The sequence below is a fragment of the Pseudanabaena sp. FACHB-2040 genome (assembly GCF_014696715.1).
Taxonomy (GTDB): domain Bacteria; phylum Cyanobacteriota; class Cyanobacteriia; order Phormidesmidales; family Phormidesmidaceae; genus JACVSF01.
On the sequence record NZ_JACJQO010000005.1, the window covers coordinates 339,820 to 357,626 of the forward strand.

Here is a 17,807-nt window from a genome sequence, read left to right on the forward strand (position 1 = left end):
CCCCCTTCTGCCCTCTCGCCTTATGAAAATCCTCCTCGTCGATGACGAAGTCGAACTGACCGACCCCCTCAGCCGCTTGCTCACCCGCGAGGGCTACACGGTCGATATCGCGAGAGATGGCGAATCGGGCTGGGAAATGGTGTTTCAAGGCGGCTACGACCTGCTAATTTTGGACTGGATGCTGCCGGGCATCAACGGGCTAGAGATCTGCCAGCGGGCCAGGTCGCAGGGTCACACGACTCCAGTGCTCTTTCTTACCGCTAAAGACACCGTGGATGATCGGGTGGCAGGGCTAGATGCGGGAGCCGACGATTATCTGGTCAAGCCCTTTGAGCTGCGAGAGCTGCTGGCGCGGGTGCGGGCCTTGCTGCGGCGTCCGCCAACGCTGGAGCCGTCGACTACCGCCCGGCTGCAGTACGAGGATCTAGAGCTAGATGAGGAAAATCAGCTCGCCTATCGCCAGAGTCAACCAATTGAGCTGTCTGAAAAAGAGACGGCCCTACTGGCCTATCTAATCCGTCAGCCCAACCAAGTGCTAACCCACGACGACATTTACCAGGCAGTTTGGGGCGATCAGGAAAAGCCCAGCAGCAACGTGCTGGCCGCCCAAATGCGGCTGCTGCGCCGCAAAATCGAGCCTAAAGGCACTCCCCCGGTGATTCACACGGTTTATGGCAAGGGTTATCGTCTCGGTCTTTGAGCCGGATCTCTTATACTCAAACCCTGAGTTTAAAGGCTTTGCAATGGCTGACCATATTCCCGTTGTTCAGTTCTATGAGGGCATTCCCGAGGAAATCAGCAACATCAGCTTGAGGCGCGATCGCAACACAGGCGTTCGACGGGTGGTGCTGTTTTTCGAGCGCATGGAGGCAATTGAGCAGTTTAAGAGCTTTCGCAACCGCTTCTCAAAAGCGCTAAAGCTAATCGACGAAGAAGGCGTGATCAGCATTGAGCCGCTGGGCATTCGCTTTATTTTTGGTGGACCAGAGGGCGACCATCTAAAGCAGGTCGAATGCACCCTAGAAATCGACCAAGACGACCACTGGGAAAGGCTGATGCGGTTTTTGCAGCGTTACGCCGAGGCCAACGGCATGGCCTACGGCGAGTCCGAAAAAGGGCAATAGCGGCAATAATGGAGAGGCGCAGGGTTGCCTTCGCCGATCTCAACTACGGTCGGGCTGGTTGACGAGCCGCCGCGATCAGCAGGATATGTAGGAGTTAGGTGTTCATGAAAGTTGCGGTCACTGGAGCCACCGGGTTTGTGGGCAGCCGTTTGGTGGAGCGGCTACAGGCAGAAGGGCACTCAGTACTGGTGCTAACGCGAGACGCTGCCCAGGCCCGCAGGGTGTTTCCCGAAGCCGCGTTTTCCCAGGTCGAAATTCGACAATACTCACCGCTGGAGTCGGGGGAGTGGCAAGATGCGATCGCAGGCTGCGATGGCGTTATTAACCTGGCCGGAGCCCCCATTTCTGAGCGCTGGACCCCCGCCCATAAGCAGGCCATCATCGACAGCCGCCAGATCGGCACCCAAAAAATTGTCGAAGCGATTGCCAAAGCCGAGCCCAAGCCCTCAGTGCTAATCAGTGCCTCCGCCATCGGCTACTACGGCACTAGCGAAACCGCCACCTTTGACGAAACCAGCCAGCCCATCGACGACGACTTTCTCTCTAAAGTCTGTCAAGCCTGGGAAGCGGCTGCCCGCAAAGTTGAAGCCAACGGCACCCGACTGGTGATCTTGCGAACCGGCATCGTGCTAGGCATGGGCGGTGCCGTCGCCAAGATGCTCACCCCCTTTCGCATGTTTGCTGGTGGCCCCATTGGCAGCGGCAAGCAGTGGTTCTCCTGGATTCATAGAGAAGATCTCGTCAACTTAATCCTCAAAGCCCTGACCGACCCAGAGATGCAGGGCACTTACAACGCAACCGCCCCCAACCCACTTCGCATGGGCGAATTTTGCCAGACCCTAGGCGCTGTTCTAAACCGCCCCTCCTGGCTGCCCGTACCAGACTTTGTGCTAGAGGCCGTGCTCGGGGATGGAGCCCAGGTAGTGCTTGAAGGTCAGCAGGTCTTACCCAAGCGCACAGCCGAAACAGGCTTTAGCTACCAATACCCCAAGGTTAAGGAAGCGCTGGAAGAAATTTTGCAATCTTAGCAGGGGCCAAAATAGCAGCAGTCACAACACTTTTCACAGAAGACTGCCACCCAACCTACCCTTGGGCAACTGCGGTTAATTTACCCATGAAGAAGCCGACCCCAAAACCTACGCTACTGCTTATCTTGCCGCTGTTCAGCATGGCTCTAACTAGCTGTGCCCCTGCTGCCACAAGCGCTCTGGTCACTTCCGCAACCCCAACCGACACCGCTACTGAGGCAGATCCGCCTCCCCTCATTACTCAAGAAGCCGTTGCCCAAATTCGTCAGACTATGACACTGGCAGAAGTACAGGCTCTCTTAGAAAGCCCTGGCCAGCTCATCAACGACCCAGAAGCACCCCCTGCAGACAATGTCCAGAGTTACCACTGGAGAAACCCAGACGGATCCTATCTCTGGCTAGTCTTTGCAGAAGGTCAAATCGTTGGCATGGGCCAGGTAGGGCTGCCAAGAAGCCTTGAGGAAGACGCAGAGATGAGAGGAAGAGAGCCAGGAAAGTAGAAAAGACGAGGTGAAGGCATGGAGATCCATAGACATAAGCCGCTCCCCCCCCCTCCCCTATCTCCCCCCCTCCCCTATCTCCCCCACCTCCCCTATCTCCTCCCCCCCTCCATCTTCCTAATGCAAATCCGCCTCCCATATGCCGATATAGATCCGATCCTGACGGTTGCGCTCGATCACGCCCTCTAGATCGCCATCGGTAAACGTGTAGCGATTGGACTGCCGCTGCTGAACTGCTTCTAAACCCTGTTCAATGGTTGAGCTGGCACGCCCGTTCAACATACCATTGAGGGTCTGTTGCATAACTTGAGGGTCAACCGTCTGGGCGAAAGATGCTTCGGTTTGGCGGACCCGCTGACTGCTTTTGTCAAAGATATAGGCAACCGTCACCTGATTGGGAACTAGCTCATAGAGAGCAGAGCGAGTGTTGGGCCAGTACGCATTATTCGTTCTCTGGGTTGGCTCTCCTAGCAACTCCGTAATTTCTTGTTCAGAGACGCCAGTAGGAAGGCCAGGCACGTTGCCTGTAACGCGGGTTGCTTCCCGATTTGGGCTGGGAGCGGCTGCCTGCTCAGAGGAATTTTCAGGCGATACTGGGCTAGGCGGCTCTTCTTGAGGGGGTGACTCGGGGGCAGGGGGCGTTTCTGGCTCGGGGGCAGGCTGATCTTCAAAGGCCAGGGCATCTTCTGTCTCCTCTGTCGGAGCTGGCGCTTCTACCGGAGCCTCTGCTGTGGCAGGAGCGGGTGAGGGTTGAGGATCGGCGGGAGAACGCGCCCACTGAGCCCCTACGGCAGCGGCGATTAGGGAGGTCGCGGCGATGAGGCCTAAGAGGGCAGCGGTGCGCCACCGAGGCTTTCCACTGGATTGTTGGGCAGGTCGTCGTCGGGCTGGCCGCTGGGCTGGGGCTGCTACGGTCTGCCCTCGCTCTGACACAGGCAATTCACGGGCATGCAGGGGAGAGCCTACAGGGAGGGTGGCGACGGGGGCAGGTCTGCCAGTGTTATTAAGGGGGGCGATGTCATTCAGGTCGGCAGCATCAGGCAGGAACTGTAGCCAGGCGGCGATGGATTGAGGTCGGTGTTCAGGTTCCACAGCCAGTCCCTGAACCACAGCCTGGTTAACAGCGGCACTGATCTGGGGCTGCAAATCGCGAGGAGCAGGGAGTGGCTGCCGATCTCGCAAGATTGAGGCCACCGGCACCTGAGCGGTCAGCATGGCGTAGAGAGTGGCCGCCAGACCATACACATCGGTAGCAGGGGTGCGCCGAGCCTGAGACATGTACTGCTCAATTGGAGCATAGCCGCTGGAAATCAAGCTGGTGTGGGTTTGGGTCACGCCAGGGGTAAATTCTCGAGCAATCCCGAAGTCAATGAGCACTACTTCTTGGCTGCCCTGGCGCACAATCATGTTCTCTGGTTTGACATCGCGGTGCAGCAGCCCGTTCTGATGAACGACTTGCAGCGCTGCGCCCACCTGCCGGATGTAGTGAATGGCTACGGCTTCAGGGAGAGGACGATCTGGAAAAATAAGCTGATCCATCGTCTGACCGGGGACGTATTCCATCACCAGGTAAGACACGCCATCTTCAGTAAAGAAGTCATTGACGCGCACGATGTTGGGGTGATTGCACAGGGCCAACCGCCGGGCCTCATCCCGAAAGGACTGCTCCAGGTTAGAAAACTGAGGGCTGCGGCGGCTGGTCTCGTTCAAGGTTTTGATGACCACCCACTGTCCCAGGTAATGATGGGCTGCCCTGAAGGTGACGCCTGAGCCGCCCTCTCCCAGCGTTTGCTCCAGGGTATACTTGCCGCCTTGAAGCGTTTTACCAACCAGTGTGTTCATTCCCTGCCATCGGTGTTTTGTGCAAGCTGGCCGGCCTGCCGTTATGCTGCACGATTGTTCCTCAGCATAGCCACTAGGGCAGACGGGATTGGCCTGTCAAAAGTTCAGTTTCAAGAATTTAGTTTAGGGCGTGATGGCTCTTACAGGTCAATCTCACTCCTTCCAAACAGTTTTTTCGCTGCTTCCCTGCTCCCTGCCTCAACCTAGGCTGCTGCAATCAAACCAGCCGAACAGCCAAGTGCAGGCCAAACTCCTCCTCAAATAGCGCCTTCTTATACTCCAGACTCCACAGCTCCGAAGCACAGTCATCGTTGGCGCGAGTAGGCTGCAGGTGTAAATGCAGAACCTCTGTCTCAGCATCAAAGTTGCAGTGCAGGCTCTTGATGGCACCAATGCTCCGCCGATCTAGGGCCACCGCAATGCGTAGCAAAGCACTGAGTTGGCTCACTATTTGGCGGTAATGCTTAGAAGGCAAGCTGCGGAAGCTGTCATGCTTTTTCTTGGGCGAACTTCTGCGGTGATAGCGGGCTAGGTTAGCAATCACCTCCAGCTCAGTTTCGGTATAGCCCAGCAGTTCAGCATTGCGGATTAGGTAATAGGAGTGCTTGTGGTGGGCGGAGTGGCTGACAAAGTGACCACAGTTGTGCAAAACGGCGGCAGCCCACAGCAGCTCTCGCTCTAAATGGCTCCAGTGGTGCAGCGTGCCCTGGGTTTGGTCAAACAGGTCGAGGGCAAACTGAGCCACTCGCGCACCGTTTTCCTGATTCACCTGGTACTTTTGGGCCGTTTTGAGAACGCTGCGCTGCCGCACCGACTGCTGAAACTGCATGCGGTCTTCGATCAGGCCATGGGTCAACATCCAGTCGACCACCACGCCTTCTCGCAGTGCCCGTTCGCAGATGACGATCTGCTGGGCCTCTAGCATCTGCATGGCTTCTTGCAGAATGACCGCCCCGGCCACAATAATTTCGGCCCGACGAGGAGACATCTCTGGCATGGCTAGCCGTTCGGCAAAGGTCATATGGCGCAGGCGCTCGACCAGTTCTGCCAGGCTCTGATAGCTCATCTCGTAGCCGTTGAGCGGCTCTGGCACAAAGCCCATGCGATCGTGGGCATCTAGAGCAGCTAGGCATTCAATTGTGCCGGAGGTGCCCACTAGGCGCAGGGTTTCATGGGGCTCTAGGTGACGCTTCAATTCATCGACAGACCGCTCCAACATACCCCGCACGTAGGAGCGCAGCGCCGTGAACTCTAAATCGTTCACCGGATTGGTGGATACAAACTGGGCCGTTAGCCGCACTGCGCCCACTTTGGTGCTGCTGAGATAGCGTTGGCTTTCAGCAGAGCCCAAAATGAGCTCGGTAGAGCCACCCCCAATATCGATAATGGTGTGGGGCTGGCCCTGAAACTCCATCCCCGACAGCACACCGAGATAAATGCGGCGGGCTTCTTCTGGCCCCGAAATTAGGTTGACCGATAGCCCGACTTCGGCCTCTACTCGCTCCAAAAATTCCTGGCCGTTGCGCGCTTCTCGCACAGCGCTGGTAGCAACTGCTACGATATCTTCCGCTTTTAGGCTTTCGGCAATGGCGCGGCAGCGCTTAAGGGCGCTAATACATCGGTCCATCGCATCATCCGAAAGCCCTCCAGTTTTTTCACAGAAGTTGCCTAATCGAACGGTTTCTTTTTCGCGGTCAATAATAGAAAAGGTGGGCAGACTGGGCTCAATTTTGACCACCACCATGTGAACCGAATTTGTCCCCACGTCAATGGCGGCTAGAATGCGATCGCGCTTTATCAGCTCCGGCGAAAACACCCTGGGCAGGGCCGCAATCTCGGGCATGGGGTGGGATGAGACCGTCTCAACCATAATTCTTGTATGACATCGCTGCTTCACATCCTACACGTCTAAACAACCGACTTCAGAAAATGTAGTGACTCCTTAAATTAGAAATAACGAGAAAGTGAAGCTTCACGGTTTAAATGCAATCCCTGACACAGGATTGCCCGTACCGCCCCCACTATTTGCTCTGCTTCTGAAGCCTCAAGTCAACTGCGGCAGCCCCGACACCTCTAGCGGTGGCGTAAAAGAACCCTCTTTATGAACAGCATTCACCTGCTGCAGCAGAGCAGAAACTTCCCCATGGGCAGCAATTAGGGCGAGACCCTGCTGGTTAATCTGATTAAACTCCGCCAAATACTGGCTCCGCTCATCGGGCCGATCTTGGTAACGAGTATCTAAATCTTCAATAAGAGGGCGAACGATCTTCAAAATCATCCGCGTGAGATCAAAATTGTAAGGCGGTACATCATCAATCATGTGGTTTACCATGTCATCGGGATAGGTAAAAGCAGCCTTACGAACAGATGACCTGTGGATTGTCACATACTGAGTAAATATTCTTTCTAAAATGAAAGTCAGGAAAGAAGAAGACATTTCTCCTCGGTGTAAAGTGTTTTGGAGAAATAACGATCGCCGATCCAGCATGAAAAGAATAATCTCTTCGACAAGCTCGACGTAGGTCTTAAAGAAGGCACTTGTACCGACCCAAAAGTTGCAGTACAAAGCATCAACAGGCAGAATTCGAGGTGCACTCTCCACATCTCCCAAGCCAAACTGGTCAAATACCTTTTGAGCCAATTCCTTAAGCCCAGTATGGCAATGCTCGCCTTGCTCCCATTGATTGAAAAAGAAATAGGAGAGCGCAGGAAAGGGATTGAATGTATAAACATCATGCCCAGGGCGCTCTGCAATCCATTCGACCACGTCTAGAGTAGAGAGCCGAGTTTTGAGAGGAAATTTAGGTGAAAAGAGCCCGATGTAGTCGCATTCCTCATAAGCCTTCTCTTTTAAGAGTTTGAGATAGGCTTGGTATTCCCATAGCTCAGGCTGATCGTTGTCTAGCCAGCACTCTTTAGCATATCTCGTAATGTTGTTACGAGATTCAGTATCGTAGGCCGTCTGATATAGATGAATGCGCATGGACTAATCTCAAATAACTCTATGAGGTTAGATGTCTATAGGCTAAGCCCCAGAGCAGGCTGCCAGGGAGCGTTCAGAGGTCGCTAGACGGAGAGAGCAATTGCCCTTTCATGACTATAGTATGGGCAGGCTCAAGCATGGGTTTGAGTTTATTCTGTCGTGGTTAAAATAGCCGAGCTTCAAAGGAGCTACAGACCTTTGGCAAAATTACTGCAGTACTGAGGACGTCGTGCTAGCCCTAAAGTTGCAGGCTAGAAGATCGGAAAGTCATCTTCATAGGTCTCAGGATGAGACTCAAGCTTTCGTTCCGGTTCGGTAGCGAGCAAGATTTCCTGGCCCACTCCTTCGTAGTCTTGCCAGGCATCTTCTGCTTTAGGATCTTTCACCTCATACACAGGAACGCCTGCCAAAGCCGCTTTTTGGAAGGCAGCATAGCGGCGAATTCCCCCCCGAAACAGCGGCAGTCGAGCTTCGACTAGCAAAGCTCTCACCTCGTCTCCAGCCTTACTGGGTTTAGGGGGGATTGCGGTCAGCAAGATTCGGTACTTGGCTGTCTGCAGGGTCCGCAGATAGTTCACGGTTAGTACCAGTGCATCTAGAGCCATCACATCAGGCGTGGTAGGCAGCACCAGCAAATCACAGCTACCCACCAAGATGGACAGATCGTCGGCAGTGGGTCGAGCTTGAGTGTCAATCACGACATGGCCATAGGGCCGCAGCTGTTCGCCTGCCTGCCACTCATCTACAACCTTAAAAGGCAATTCGCCCCGCCCGGCCCAGCTTTGGGCAGAGCGATTGGGGTCGGCATCAATCAGCAGGGTTTCGGCATACCCCTGAAAAAACGCCGCTAGGTGAATTGCGGTGGTCGTTTTGCCGACTCCCCCCTTAAAGCTAGCTACGGTGACAATCATGCCTATAGAGTACGTTGAGGCGTTAACGATAGCGCTAGAGTTAGGAAGGAAGCTCAGAATTTTCTCAGAATGGCCTTTGTACCTACCGTTTTGCAGCTGCCAAATGAACCTGCGACTCGCGCGCTCGGGCAGCAGCTAGGTCGCCATCTACCGGCTGGAACGGTGCTCTTGCTAAGGGGTGACTTAGGCAGCGGCAAGACAACGCTGGTCAAGGGTCTGGGTGAGGGATTGGGCCTTGAAGAGACGATCGATAGCCCTACGTTTACTTTAGTCAATGAATACTTAGATGGTCGAGTGCCGCTCTACCATGTCGATCTCTATCGGCTAGAAACATCACAAGAGGTCAATGAGCTGCTGCTTGAAACCTACTGGGAGGGAACTGAGACAGAACCCGGTATCATGGCGATTGAGTGGGCAGACAGGCTGCCTTACCAGCCAGATTTGCCCCTAACGGTTGCTTTGGCCTATAACGCCGAGGGCCGAGAGGCTACGCTTACACCGACAACAGCTGCTCAAGCCAACGTATTGGAGACGATTAGCCAGAATGCGATATTGGCTCATGAAATCTGAACCTGACGTCTTCAGCATTGATGACTTGAGGCGCAATCAGGTAGAGCTGTGGGACGGGATCAGAAATTATCAGGCACGCAATTTTCTGCGGGAGATGGAGGTGGACGATCTTGCCTTTTTCTACCACTCCAATACTCAGCTACCCGGTATTGTGGGTCTAATGAAAATTGTAGAGACCAATGTCGTAGATCCAACTCAGTTTGACTCTGAGAATAAATATTACGACCCTAAATCGTTTGCCGAAGCTCCTCGCTGGCAAACGGTAAAGGTGGGCTATGTAGCGACCTATTCGGACTGCATTACCCTAGAGCGGTTGAAGCAGCTGTTTACACCCGATGAGCTTTGGGTGGTGCGGCGGGGCAATCGGCTGTCCGTGATGCCGGTTGAATCGGCGGTGGCTGAGAGGATTTTCGCTGTGGCTAAAGCCTTAACTCTCGAGACCAGTTCGTCTGTCTAGCTATTCTAGATAGTGTGTCAACGTTTCAATTGTGGGTAAGAGCACGAGTAGAGTTATGGGCTTTGGTGGGCACGCTTCGCTTTGCCCATCCTACTGTGCTCGGTTATTAGAAGGCTGCTTTCGAGGCCAGCGTATTTGTCTAAGGGGCTTGGGGCCTAACTATTTGCTCACGTCATCGTCTGCGATAGGCTGCTCAAACACGTCTTGCAGCCCTGGTGGATGAACCACCCCTGGCTGCAGCATGGCGGCAATCTGGTCGGGCGACTCGGCTATCAGATCGAGCAGGTCGTATTCATCAAGCGGCTGCCCCGTATTTTTAGTGGCTTTGTGAGCGTAGTACTTAAGCTGACCAATAATTCGAGGCTCAGATTGACGCAGGTACATGCTGAGACAGGCAACCGCTTGAGCAGACTGTTCTCGGCCTAGAAAGAAAGCTAGGGCAGCTAATAATTTTCTCTCATATTCAGGAAGCGCGTGAATCGAAAGGACTGCTTTTTGACGATCTTGCATGTAATTTACTGAGTTAAAGGAGCCAAAGCCAAACTATCCGTATGAGGTTCTAGCTTAGAGCTTTTGAAATCTCTTAGAGCAATACAAAGAGAGCTGTAGGCTAGCTACAGCTCTCTTCTTAGGTACTTAAATCCTCAGTTGCTGCTCCTAGAAAGCAGTACTGGCTAAGCCAAAATTCGCCACCAAGACTCCACTGAGCTGAGGAAGCCTTATGGCTGCTTTAACTTGGCAGTCGGAGAGGGAATTTCGATGGTGGCATAGAGTTTAGGGTTAGGCACTGGAGCCTGCCCTTCAGGACCCAGGGGCTCGGGATTTTCCAAGTACTCAAATTGGCCTTTGCCGTCGGGGGTGGGGCCTTGAGCCCAACGACCCTGCTTGCTCTCTGTCCCTTCAGATAGGTTCCAGAACTGGTAGGAAGCATCTTGCTTCTCTAGTTCGCGGGGGAACTTGCTGGGGACGGGAAGATCTTCTAGTCCATCCGCCTTCAGCTCTTCGATTGCCGCTAGCCACTGGTTTTGGTGCATGGTGTCGCGGGCAATCATATAGCTCAGGGTGTCCTTGACGCCAGGGTCGGTTGACATTTCATACAGCCGGATGGCCTGCAAACGGCCTTGGGCTTCGGCCTGAACGTTGGAGTAAAAATCGGCTAGCAAGTTGCCAGAAGCCACAATGTAGTTACCGTTCCAGGGGTAACCAGTGCTGTCATTTGCAGTGGCCCCACCCCCGCTCATAATTGCGTGCTTGGGATTCATGCTGGCAGTGATAATATCTTCTGCCTTCATACCGCCCATAACCCCTTCAACGATGGGGTCTTTGATGGCGTCTGCCTGAGCTTCTTCGGGGGCTTTGTCGACTAGGTGAGCAATGAGGTTGGCGACCATTTCAACGTGGCCGATTTCCTCAGTACCGATGTCTAGTAACATGTCCTTGTATTTGACGGGCCCACGACAATTCCAGCCCTGAAACAGGTACTGCATCATCACAGACATTTCGCCAAAAGGACCTCCGATCAATTCCTGAAGCTGCTTGGCGTAAACTGGATCAGGTTTTTCGGGTTTGGTGAAATATTGCAGTCTTTTCTTGTGGTAAAACATTCAAGCTCTTGGGTTAATTGGCCAAGAAGGGAAAACTCTTTCCCTTTCTTACCCCCATTCTTAAAGAATCTAAAATTAACCCCATCCTTCAAATTCAAGAGTTTACCAAGACTGTTTCTATCCCAATAGTTAGAGGGTCTGTAAAGGGGCAAACTCTACCTATTTGTCCTTTCTATTTCCAAGGATTTTAAGCGGAATCATTTGGCATAAGTAGCCTGGTTTTACTATCACCAGAATCCGCTCGCCTAGGAGCTTTAATACTTCAAGAACGGCTAAGCGCTCTCTGGAAAGACCTCTGGAGAAAACATTCTTAGAAGTGCTTGATAATGAGGCTCATAGTATTGAACATGCTGGGACTTGAGGCAGGCTGTGAGCTCTTGATCTAGCAAATTTACCATGAGTCGCACTAGCCCCCAGCTGACTTTAAGCGTGGGGTACAGCATGACGCAAAGTGGGAATAGCTCTTGTGCGATCGCAGAAATATTTTTCTCTAAAACGCAGGTCCAGAGATAAATTTGGAACATCTCAACATCGCGCACGCTCGATGTCCGGACGCTCTCGCTATTCAGCGGGCCGGTGTAGCAAGCGTAGTCAGGGCAGTAATTGTTGACCTTGCTGACAATTGACTTGGCAATGCGAGTGGTAGCAGGCAGGGCCATGCGCACAGCCTCTAGCCGAGGATGATGGTAGTCGTAGGTAGCCGCAGCTTCGTAGGCCCGATGCAGCGGAATGTAGAGCAGATCATCGACGACTTTGAAGTATTCCTGCAGCGCCTTTTTTTCTGTCTCTGGAGCTTGCTTTAGAAGAAACTGGCCGCAGTAGTGAAACTGCATGCTGACAAACCCAATAATTCTGGGATCAATGGCCGTGTGTTTTTTGCGAATTGCGCCCAACTCTTTTGAAATCAAAACGGAAAACCGCTGAGGCGTTACCTGATTGGCATAGGCTGCCAATGCTTGCTCATAGATTTGATGAACATCTTTTGAAATCGTCCAGGGATCAATCAACTGAGACCCAATATCATGCCGCCGCACTTCATGGGCGAGCAGTGCTTCTGTTTTGCTCCAAGCTTGGGCGCTGGTTGAGCGTAGAATATCAACTAGGTTCTTAGCAGCTTCAACTTTGGTCTGGGCTGCCGTGAGGCTGATTAAAACCTGATCTCGCTGGTTCAGATGGCTGACGTATTTCTTGGCCCAAATCTCGGAGAGGGAAGGGAGTTGTCTTTCTTGCTGGAAGTCAATCTCTGCAACGGAAAAAGCTCTAAATGCCTCAGCACTCATATTGGGAACACACCCAAATAAATTGTTAAAACTGATATTAAGCCCTTACCTGTTAGCAAACTCAACGGTGCTCAGGGAAACGTTGAAAAGCTTTACTCAATTTAATAATTTAATATCTTCCAGCAGTAGTAAGAAAGCAGGCTACGCAGCTAGGCTACCGCCTGAAACAGGCCTCTGTCTTACTCCACAGGGCGCTTTGGGTAATGAAAGATCAGCTGCCGCTAGCTAGCAGGCCGAACGCTTCCTGCTGGTACAGCAAGCCTTTAGCTGAACCAGGCTAGGCCCCCTAGTAAAAGTGCGATCGCACCCAGCGCAATCCAGAGAAACAGGTTATCGCGGGTGTTGACTTGGCTTAGGTCGATGGGTTCTTCGTCTTCAATTTTTTTCTTGCGGGGCGCGCGTTTGGGGGGAGCCGTGTAAGTTCCGGCGTTGCTGCCGCCGCCTTCTAAACTAGCTAGGTCGGGAATCTTTGTATTCCAATCTTCCCGCTTTTGCAGACTAGGAGCCTGAAGAATATAGAGCAGGTTCTTTGCCTGTTTGCGTGTTTCGTAATCGGGGTGGCGAGTGAGCGTATCGCATAGGGCAATAGCATCGGGCTGACGGCTAACGGCAAAGTACGCGTTGACTAGCCAGATCTGAACCTCGCCGCCTAAGGGGGAGGTAGGACGTGCGATCGCAACCGCCTTTTCTAAATGCTCAACGGCTTCCCGGTACCGCCCGCGCTCAAAGGCATCTTGCCCATAGGCGTATTCGACTCTAGCCAGGTCAATCGATTCTGCCGTCACGGTCGCTTCCCATCTCGACTACACAGGTTTTCAGCTATTGAGGATCACCCTATTGGGAAAGGTTATCCTGAAGGTAACGGGGCTCAAGTAGGCTACTTGCCCCACTGCATCTGCCTTCCCTTCGCGTTTTATTCTAACGAGGACAGGACGATGACTGGCTCATTCTTCGGCAAGACCTCAACAGGCAAGTTCCGGGCAGCGCTGTGCAAAGCTGTCGCTACTCTGGCAGCAGGCGCAGGGTTTGCAATCCTCGCTGCCCCAGCTCAGGCAGGCACGGTCATCATCGGCACCCACAATTTTACGATTAGCACACCGAACTTTTTTCTCTCTGTAGGCAATCCGGTCGTGGTTTACCCGCAGACCGGAGTTTACTATCCTGGGGTGGTTTACCATCCTGGAGTAGTTCACTATCCGGTAGTTCACCGTCCTGCAGTTCGCTTTCCAACGACTCAGATTTACCCCTACCGCACCTATCAGAGAGTCTATCGAGTAGAGCGCCGCCGCCCTACCCTGGTAATCGACGATGCCGTCTCAGCCCCTATAGAGGGAGACAGCCTTTCTGTGTACCCGGCCTACCCTACGGCTCTGCCCGATACCAGCCGCTACACGCTGGTTACGCCCTACCTAGAAGCGGATACTAGCGCTGACCCTATCACCCGGTTCACGTCCAATTCTCTGCCTTGGCTGGAGGTTAATCTCTCCACGCCGCAGCAGCCTGACGCGTTGCCTGTCATCGAATCGCCTGCTGAACCCCAGTCGGGAACAACAACTTACCGGCTCTCTAGCCCCTCCCCGTTTAATCAATCTTTGGGCACTTTAGGCGAGTAAGAAATTTTTAGTCTCGCCCCTAGATGATGTTGATACCAACTCTTTTTGGAGATGGCGCTAGACCCTGCATTGGATGCAGTCCTCTGCACCCTTACCAGACAAACTGTAGGGCATAGGTTCAAATCGAATTGGTATAGGCCATTCTGAAATGGATGAAATTGTCATTGTTGAGTACAGTTCGAACTGGCCGCTTCTTTTTGAGCAGGAAGCTGCCCGCCTACGCGAAGTTTTAGATCAAGATCTCGTCACTCGGATTGAGCATTTTGGCAGCACAGCAGTGCCGGGTTTGGCTGCGAAACCAATCATTGATTTATTGGTAGGGGTGCGTTCACTAACAGAGGCAAGGCGGGTTACGATTTCTCAGCTCGAAACGCTGGGGTATGCCTATTGGTTTGACAATCCCGATCTGGAGCGAATGTTTTTTGTGAAGGGATTACCTCCTAATGGGCCACGCACTTATCATATTCATATGGTTGAGCCAGATAGCCCGTTGTGGGAGCGGTTGTTGTTTAAGGATTACCTTTGCCAGCACTCGGATGAAGCTGCCCGCTATGCAGAATTGAAGCAGTGTTTGGCAGAAAGGTATCGTTGCGATCGCGAAGCCTACACTCAAGGCAAAGCAGAGTATATTCAGTCGGTCATGCAAAAAGTACGGCAGCAGGCAAGCGAATAACCTCTAGTAGAGGTGCAGATTCCCATCAGTGTGGTGCTAGCTGTCCATTTGCTTAATAAGCTGCTGCACAGATGACTTAGACGAGCCATAGCTGACGATCGCAACGTCAAGATCTGCATGCTTATAGAGGGTTAACGCCCGTTGAATGGCTCCCATAATCCAGGCAGTCTCGTTGCCAAACGCTCCGCCACCGAGAAGCGTAAGAAACAGGTTTTTGCTTCCATTTTCTACCGAGTTCAAGATTGCGGCACAAATCGTTGCCTCATAGGAGGCTTCTAAAACGAGGCGAGCGAAATCTGCCCAAAGGGTTGAAGGATGACTAGAATAAGCAACGGGTAAGGCAGAGCAATAGGTTTGGGAGACGGTGTGCTGGCAGCCATTAAGCGTAACTTGCGTATTCCAGTGAATGCCGATTCTCAGGAGCTGACGCAGTTCGTCTAACTGGTTCTCGCTTGAGGCTCTAAGCCGGTTTGAAATCTCGACTAGGCCGCTATGGGAGGCCAGAGCATAGCCGTTTTTCATTTCCCACAGGCGGTTCTCGGTGTTGCCCAGGGCGGCTCCAATATCTGCAAGGCAATCGATTTGGTTGTCTGCGGTTTGACCGATTTGCCCCTTTACGGATGCAAAATAGTTGCGGTAAATCGTGCCTGCCCCCGCTGCAACGGCACACGCTGGGCCTTGGGTGTGATCTCCCTCATACATTCCAACGCCCTGCTCAGGGGTCACGTTCGGAGAGACCATTTCAAGCAGATTGAACTGGGAAGCTACTTGAAACAGGGCACCCGCGTTGGATGGGTCGGTGTGCAAGTGCTGGACGTTGGCGACGACTTCACGGAGGGATAGGTTTCCGGTCTTATGCCCGCTTGAGTGAACACGTTTTCTCAGTTCGGCTAATGATGGCGTTTCCAATCCGCCGCAAACGAGCACCTGCCCGTTTACGTGGGATTTTAATGTGTCACCGTCAAGCGTGATATTCGCACGAACCTGTTGAGGAGATTCTTCGGGGAATCCGGTTAATCTTTCAAACCACATGATTGGGCTCCATCATCTGCAGAGGCTAGAGGTGGCTAATTCGCTGATTGAACCAGCCAGCAGTGAGGTTTAGCCTTCGTAGCTGCATTGCTGTTGCGATCGCATCCTTCTCTGCTATCAATCTTCGGGAGGATCTGCAATTTCAGTGCCTCAATCAAAGGCGGCATCTCAAATTGAGCTATATCTCAAACGATATTGAGGTTGACATCATCATATTCACACACGAACTGATTTCGCATTCCGTTGATTTCTTGCCAAGTCTTATAGTTTTGTAGGATGGGCAAAGCAAAGCGTGCCCATCAAAGCACATAATCTCAAAAGATAGGCACGGGCTATCGCCCTTTTCCCAGCCTACTAGGTGGCAACCTAACTTCTTTCCGGTGCAGCGGAGTGTTAGGCATCAAATTTTTTGCCTCGCTTTTTTCGCCATTTATATTTGCTCTGATATTCACGGCGCTGTTTCGTGACCTCGTACAAAACTATTCCCGAGGTTGTGCCCAAATTCAGACTCTCGATCATGCCGAACATGGGGATATTTACGCACATTTCACTGTGCTGTATGGCTAGGTCGCTTATGCCCCTAGCCTCATTGCCAAACCACACAGCCAACTTGGTATAGATAGTGTAGTCGGCCTCATCTAGGACGACATTTTTCATTCCCTTTATGTGTGGTGACGTGACGATAGACACAAATCGATTTTTCTCTAAGTGCTCAAGGCATGCTTCGGTACTATCGAATCTTTTGACAAAGCTCCATTTGATTGCCGATACAGAAGTTTTCGAAAGTGGTTTTTGCTCCCGCATTTCTAGCCAATCGTTGGGCAAGGCTCCCTTTGGATCTACGATGTATACCTTTTCTACTCCTAAGGCATTCACATTTCTTATAACCGTACCAATATTCTTGATATCACTCGGATCTTCGATAACAGTAATTAAGTTCTTGCATCTGTAAGGCTTTATCTCTTCTGCACGTTGTCGGATCGAACTCTTTTGCTTTTCTTCTTTTTCCATAAAGTTTCCGGCTACATTGCTTTCTAATCAATTAAACTGAGTTGTTTCGGTGCACTGGGATTGTTAGGTATCATCTTGGACGTGGTGATGCGTGGCGCAGTAGAGCGACGCCCCAACCAACCATGACACTTCCGATAACAGCATTTGCCAAGGAACCGTACCGCACCTGTTCAGTGCCGAAGGCGTCGATTTTGGTTAGTCCCATCGGTGTTGTCGAGCTTCATCGACTATCCCTTGAGCCTCTTCGAGGGAAATATCATAGCGAGCGCTCAAAAGTTGGGGAATGCGATCGCAGTCGCGATTGGGATTCACATCTGGTTGGCTGGCATAAGAAGGCAGTGCAGCATTACATAAAAATGGCGAAGGTTTTGCCTTTAGTTGAAGCGGTTCAAGATTTTTAACTTCTCGTGAATTGATCAAAAACAGCAAGGCACCGCTGAGGTTGGCATCGCTGAGGTTGGCATCAATGAGTAGCGTACAGTTGAGGTCGGCACCGCTGAGGTTGGCATCGCTGAGGTCAGCACCACTGAGGTTGGCAAATCTGAGGTCGGCACCGCTGAGGTTGGCAAATCTGAGCCCAGCACAGTTAAAGTTGGCACCACTAAGGTTAGCACCGCTGAGGTTGGCACCGTTGAGGTTAGCACCGCTGAGATTGGCACCGTTGAGGTTGGCACCACTGAGGTCGGCACCGCTGAGTTCAGCACAATTGAGGTCGGCATCAATGAGGTTGGCACCGCTGAGTTCAGCACCGCTGAGTTCAGCACAATTGAGGTCGGCACCGATGAGGTCGGCACCGATGAGGTTAACTGCCTCTGTATTTCTGCTGGCAGTGCGGAGATTGAGAAACAGGAAGACTCCACCGGTAACCGTTGCGATCGCCCCAATACCGCCGATGAGGGTTTCACGATGTGGGTGGGCAAGGGTTGTTCTTTCGTTGTGGGATAGGCGACCGTAATCTGGCTGAATTCTACGCTCGGAGAGTAACCAAAGCCACCACACCATCCCGAGAAAAACTGGAGTGGCGATCGCTCCCATCACCCACCACTTGTTGATCCTGATCTTTGTCTGCCACTGCTTGAGTCGCTCCCGCATTTTTGAGACTCCCTCAATGCTGTGCCTATTATCACTCCCCTGATTCGGGAACGCTCTAAATCTTTATGCACGCTTAACTACCATTCA

Annotated in this window: 19 protein-coding genes; 8 read left to right on the forward strand and 11 right to left on the reverse strand. The window is 52.4% G+C overall.

The genetic code is table 11. The features are described 5' to 3' along the window. The first annotated feature begins 22 nt into the window (after nucleotides 1-22). The 4 genes from rppA (at nucleotide 23) to H6G13_RS05255 (ending at nucleotide 2,652) form a co-directional block, all read left to right on the forward strand. The gene (gene rppA / locus H6G13_RS05240) at nucleotides 23-700 is read left to right on the forward strand and encodes a two-component system response regulator RppA (protein WP_190482107.1); all 678 of its coding nucleotides are present in this window, start codon (nucleotides 23-25) and stop codon (nucleotides 698-700) included. A 43-nt stretch (nucleotides 701-743) separates the two neighbouring features. Beyond that, nucleotides 744-1,124: a photosystem II reaction center protein Psb28 gene (psb28, locus tag H6G13_RS05245; protein WP_190482108.1), complete on the forward strand. Its 381-nt coding sequence runs from the start codon at nucleotides 744-746 to the stop codon at nucleotides 1,122-1,124. Between the two features lie 104 nt (nucleotides 1,125-1,228). After that, nucleotides 1,229-2,152: a TIGR01777 family oxidoreductase gene (locus H6G13_RS05250; RefSeq protein WP_190482109.1), complete on the forward strand. Its 924-nt coding sequence runs from the start codon at nucleotides 1,229-1,231 to the stop codon at nucleotides 2,150-2,152. A gap of 86 nt (nucleotides 2,153-2,238) precedes the next feature. Beyond that, entirely contained in the window at nucleotides 2,239-2,652 is a 414-nt protein-coding gene (locus H6G13_RS05255; RefSeq protein WP_190482110.1) for a hypothetical protein, read from the forward strand. A gap of 117 nt (nucleotides 2,653-2,769) precedes the next feature. Here the strand turns inward: H6G13_RS05255 and H6G13_RS29060 are convergent, their stop codons facing one another. The 4 genes from H6G13_RS29060 to H6G13_RS05275 form a co-directional block, all read right to left on the reverse strand. Then, nucleotides 2,770-4,494 carry a serine/threonine-protein kinase gene (locus H6G13_RS29060; RefSeq protein ID WP_190482111.1) on the reverse strand — a complete coding sequence of 575 codons (1,725 nt, stop codon included), beginning with the start codon at nucleotides 4,492-4,494 and terminating at the stop codon, nucleotides 2,770-2,772. A 217-nt stretch (nucleotides 4,495-4,711) separates the two neighbouring features. Then, nucleotides 4,712-6,337, reverse strand: a complete 1,626-nt coding sequence (locus H6G13_RS05265; RefSeq protein WP_347277449.1) for a Ppx/GppA phosphatase family protein — start codon at nucleotides 6,335-6,337, stop codon at nucleotides 4,712-4,714. Nucleotides 6,338-6,538: 201 nt separating this feature from the next. Next, nucleotides 6,539-7,477 carry a hypothetical protein gene (locus H6G13_RS05270; RefSeq protein WP_190482113.1) on the reverse strand — a complete coding sequence of 313 codons (939 nt, stop codon included), beginning with the start codon at nucleotides 7,475-7,477 and terminating at the stop codon, nucleotides 6,539-6,541. 251 nt (nucleotides 7,478-7,728) lie between these two features. Beyond that, on the reverse strand, nucleotides 7,729-8,388 hold the full coding sequence (locus H6G13_RS05275; RefSeq protein WP_190482114.1) for a ParA family protein: 660 nt from the start codon (nucleotides 8,386-8,388) through the stop codon (nucleotides 7,729-7,731). A gap of 69 nt (nucleotides 8,389-8,457) precedes the next feature. Between H6G13_RS05275 and tsaE the strand changes: the two genes are divergently transcribed. Further along, a complete protein-coding gene (gene tsaE, locus H6G13_RS05280; RefSeq protein WP_190482115.1) occupies nucleotides 8,458-8,958 on the forward strand; it encodes a tRNA (adenosine(37)-N6)-threonylcarbamoyltransferase complex ATPase subunit type 1 TsaE in 501 nt (166 codons plus the stop codon). Next, nucleotides 8,933-9,415, forward strand: coding sequence for an EVE domain-containing protein (locus tag H6G13_RS05285; protein WP_190482116.1), 483 nt, complete (start codon nucleotides 8,933-8,935; stop codon nucleotides 9,413-9,415). Before tsaE ends, H6G13_RS05285 begins: the two co-directional genes overlap by 26 nt. A gap of 159 nt (nucleotides 9,416-9,574) precedes the next feature. On the opposite strand, the gene H6G13_RS05290 is transcribed toward H6G13_RS05285, so the two are convergent. The 4 genes from H6G13_RS05290 to bamD form a co-directional block, all read right to left on the reverse strand. After that, entirely contained in the window at nucleotides 9,575-9,925 is a 351-nt protein-coding gene (locus H6G13_RS05290; protein WP_190482117.1) for a hypothetical protein, read from the reverse strand. Nucleotides 9,926-10,134: 209 nt separating this feature from the next. Further along, complete coding sequence (locus tag H6G13_RS05295; protein ID WP_190482118.1) at nucleotides 10,135-11,019, reverse strand: manganese catalase family protein; 885 nt, start codon at nucleotides 11,017-11,019, stop codon at nucleotides 10,135-10,137. A gap of 272 nt (nucleotides 11,020-11,291) precedes the next feature. Continuing rightward, nucleotides 11,292-12,299 (reverse strand): hypothetical protein, encoded by a 1,008-nt coding sequence (locus H6G13_RS05300; RefSeq protein WP_199305741.1) that lies wholly within the window; start codon nucleotides 12,297-12,299, stop codon nucleotides 11,292-11,294. 263 nt (nucleotides 12,300-12,562) lie between these two features. Then, nucleotides 12,563-13,084: an outer membrane protein assembly factor BamD gene (bamD, locus tag H6G13_RS05305; RefSeq protein WP_190482119.1), complete on the reverse strand. Its 522-nt coding sequence runs from the start codon at nucleotides 13,082-13,084 to the stop codon at nucleotides 12,563-12,565. Nucleotides 13,085-13,234: 150 nt separating this feature from the next. On the opposite strand from bamD, the gene H6G13_RS05310 reads away from it, so the two are divergent. Further along, nucleotides 13,235-13,912 (forward strand): hypothetical protein, encoded by a 678-nt coding sequence (locus tag H6G13_RS05310; RefSeq protein ID WP_190482120.1) that lies wholly within the window; start codon nucleotides 13,235-13,237, stop codon nucleotides 13,910-13,912. A gap of 148 nt (nucleotides 13,913-14,060) precedes the next feature. Then, nucleotides 14,061-14,585, forward strand: coding sequence for a GrpB family protein (locus H6G13_RS05315; protein ID WP_190482121.1), 525 nt, complete (start codon nucleotides 14,061-14,063; stop codon nucleotides 14,583-14,585). A 36-nt stretch (nucleotides 14,586-14,621) separates the two neighbouring features. Here the strand turns inward: H6G13_RS05315 and H6G13_RS05320 are convergent, their stop codons facing one another. From H6G13_RS05320 to H6G13_RS29065, 3 genes are all read right to left on the reverse strand, one after another. Continuing rightward, nucleotides 14,622-15,620, reverse strand: coding sequence for a hypothetical protein (locus H6G13_RS05320; RefSeq protein ID WP_190482891.1), 999 nt, complete (start codon nucleotides 15,618-15,620; stop codon nucleotides 14,622-14,624). Between the two features lie 390 nt (nucleotides 15,621-16,010). Further along, nucleotides 16,011-16,628, reverse strand: coding sequence for an RNA methyltransferase (locus H6G13_RS05325; RefSeq protein WP_190482122.1), 618 nt, complete (start codon nucleotides 16,626-16,628; stop codon nucleotides 16,011-16,013). 195 nt (nucleotides 16,629-16,823) lie between these two features. Continuing rightward, nucleotides 16,824-17,720, reverse strand: coding sequence for a pentapeptide repeat-containing protein (locus H6G13_RS29065; RefSeq protein WP_190482123.1), 897 nt, complete (start codon nucleotides 17,718-17,720; stop codon nucleotides 16,824-16,826). Between the last annotated feature and the right edge of the window lie 87 nt (nucleotides 17,721-17,807).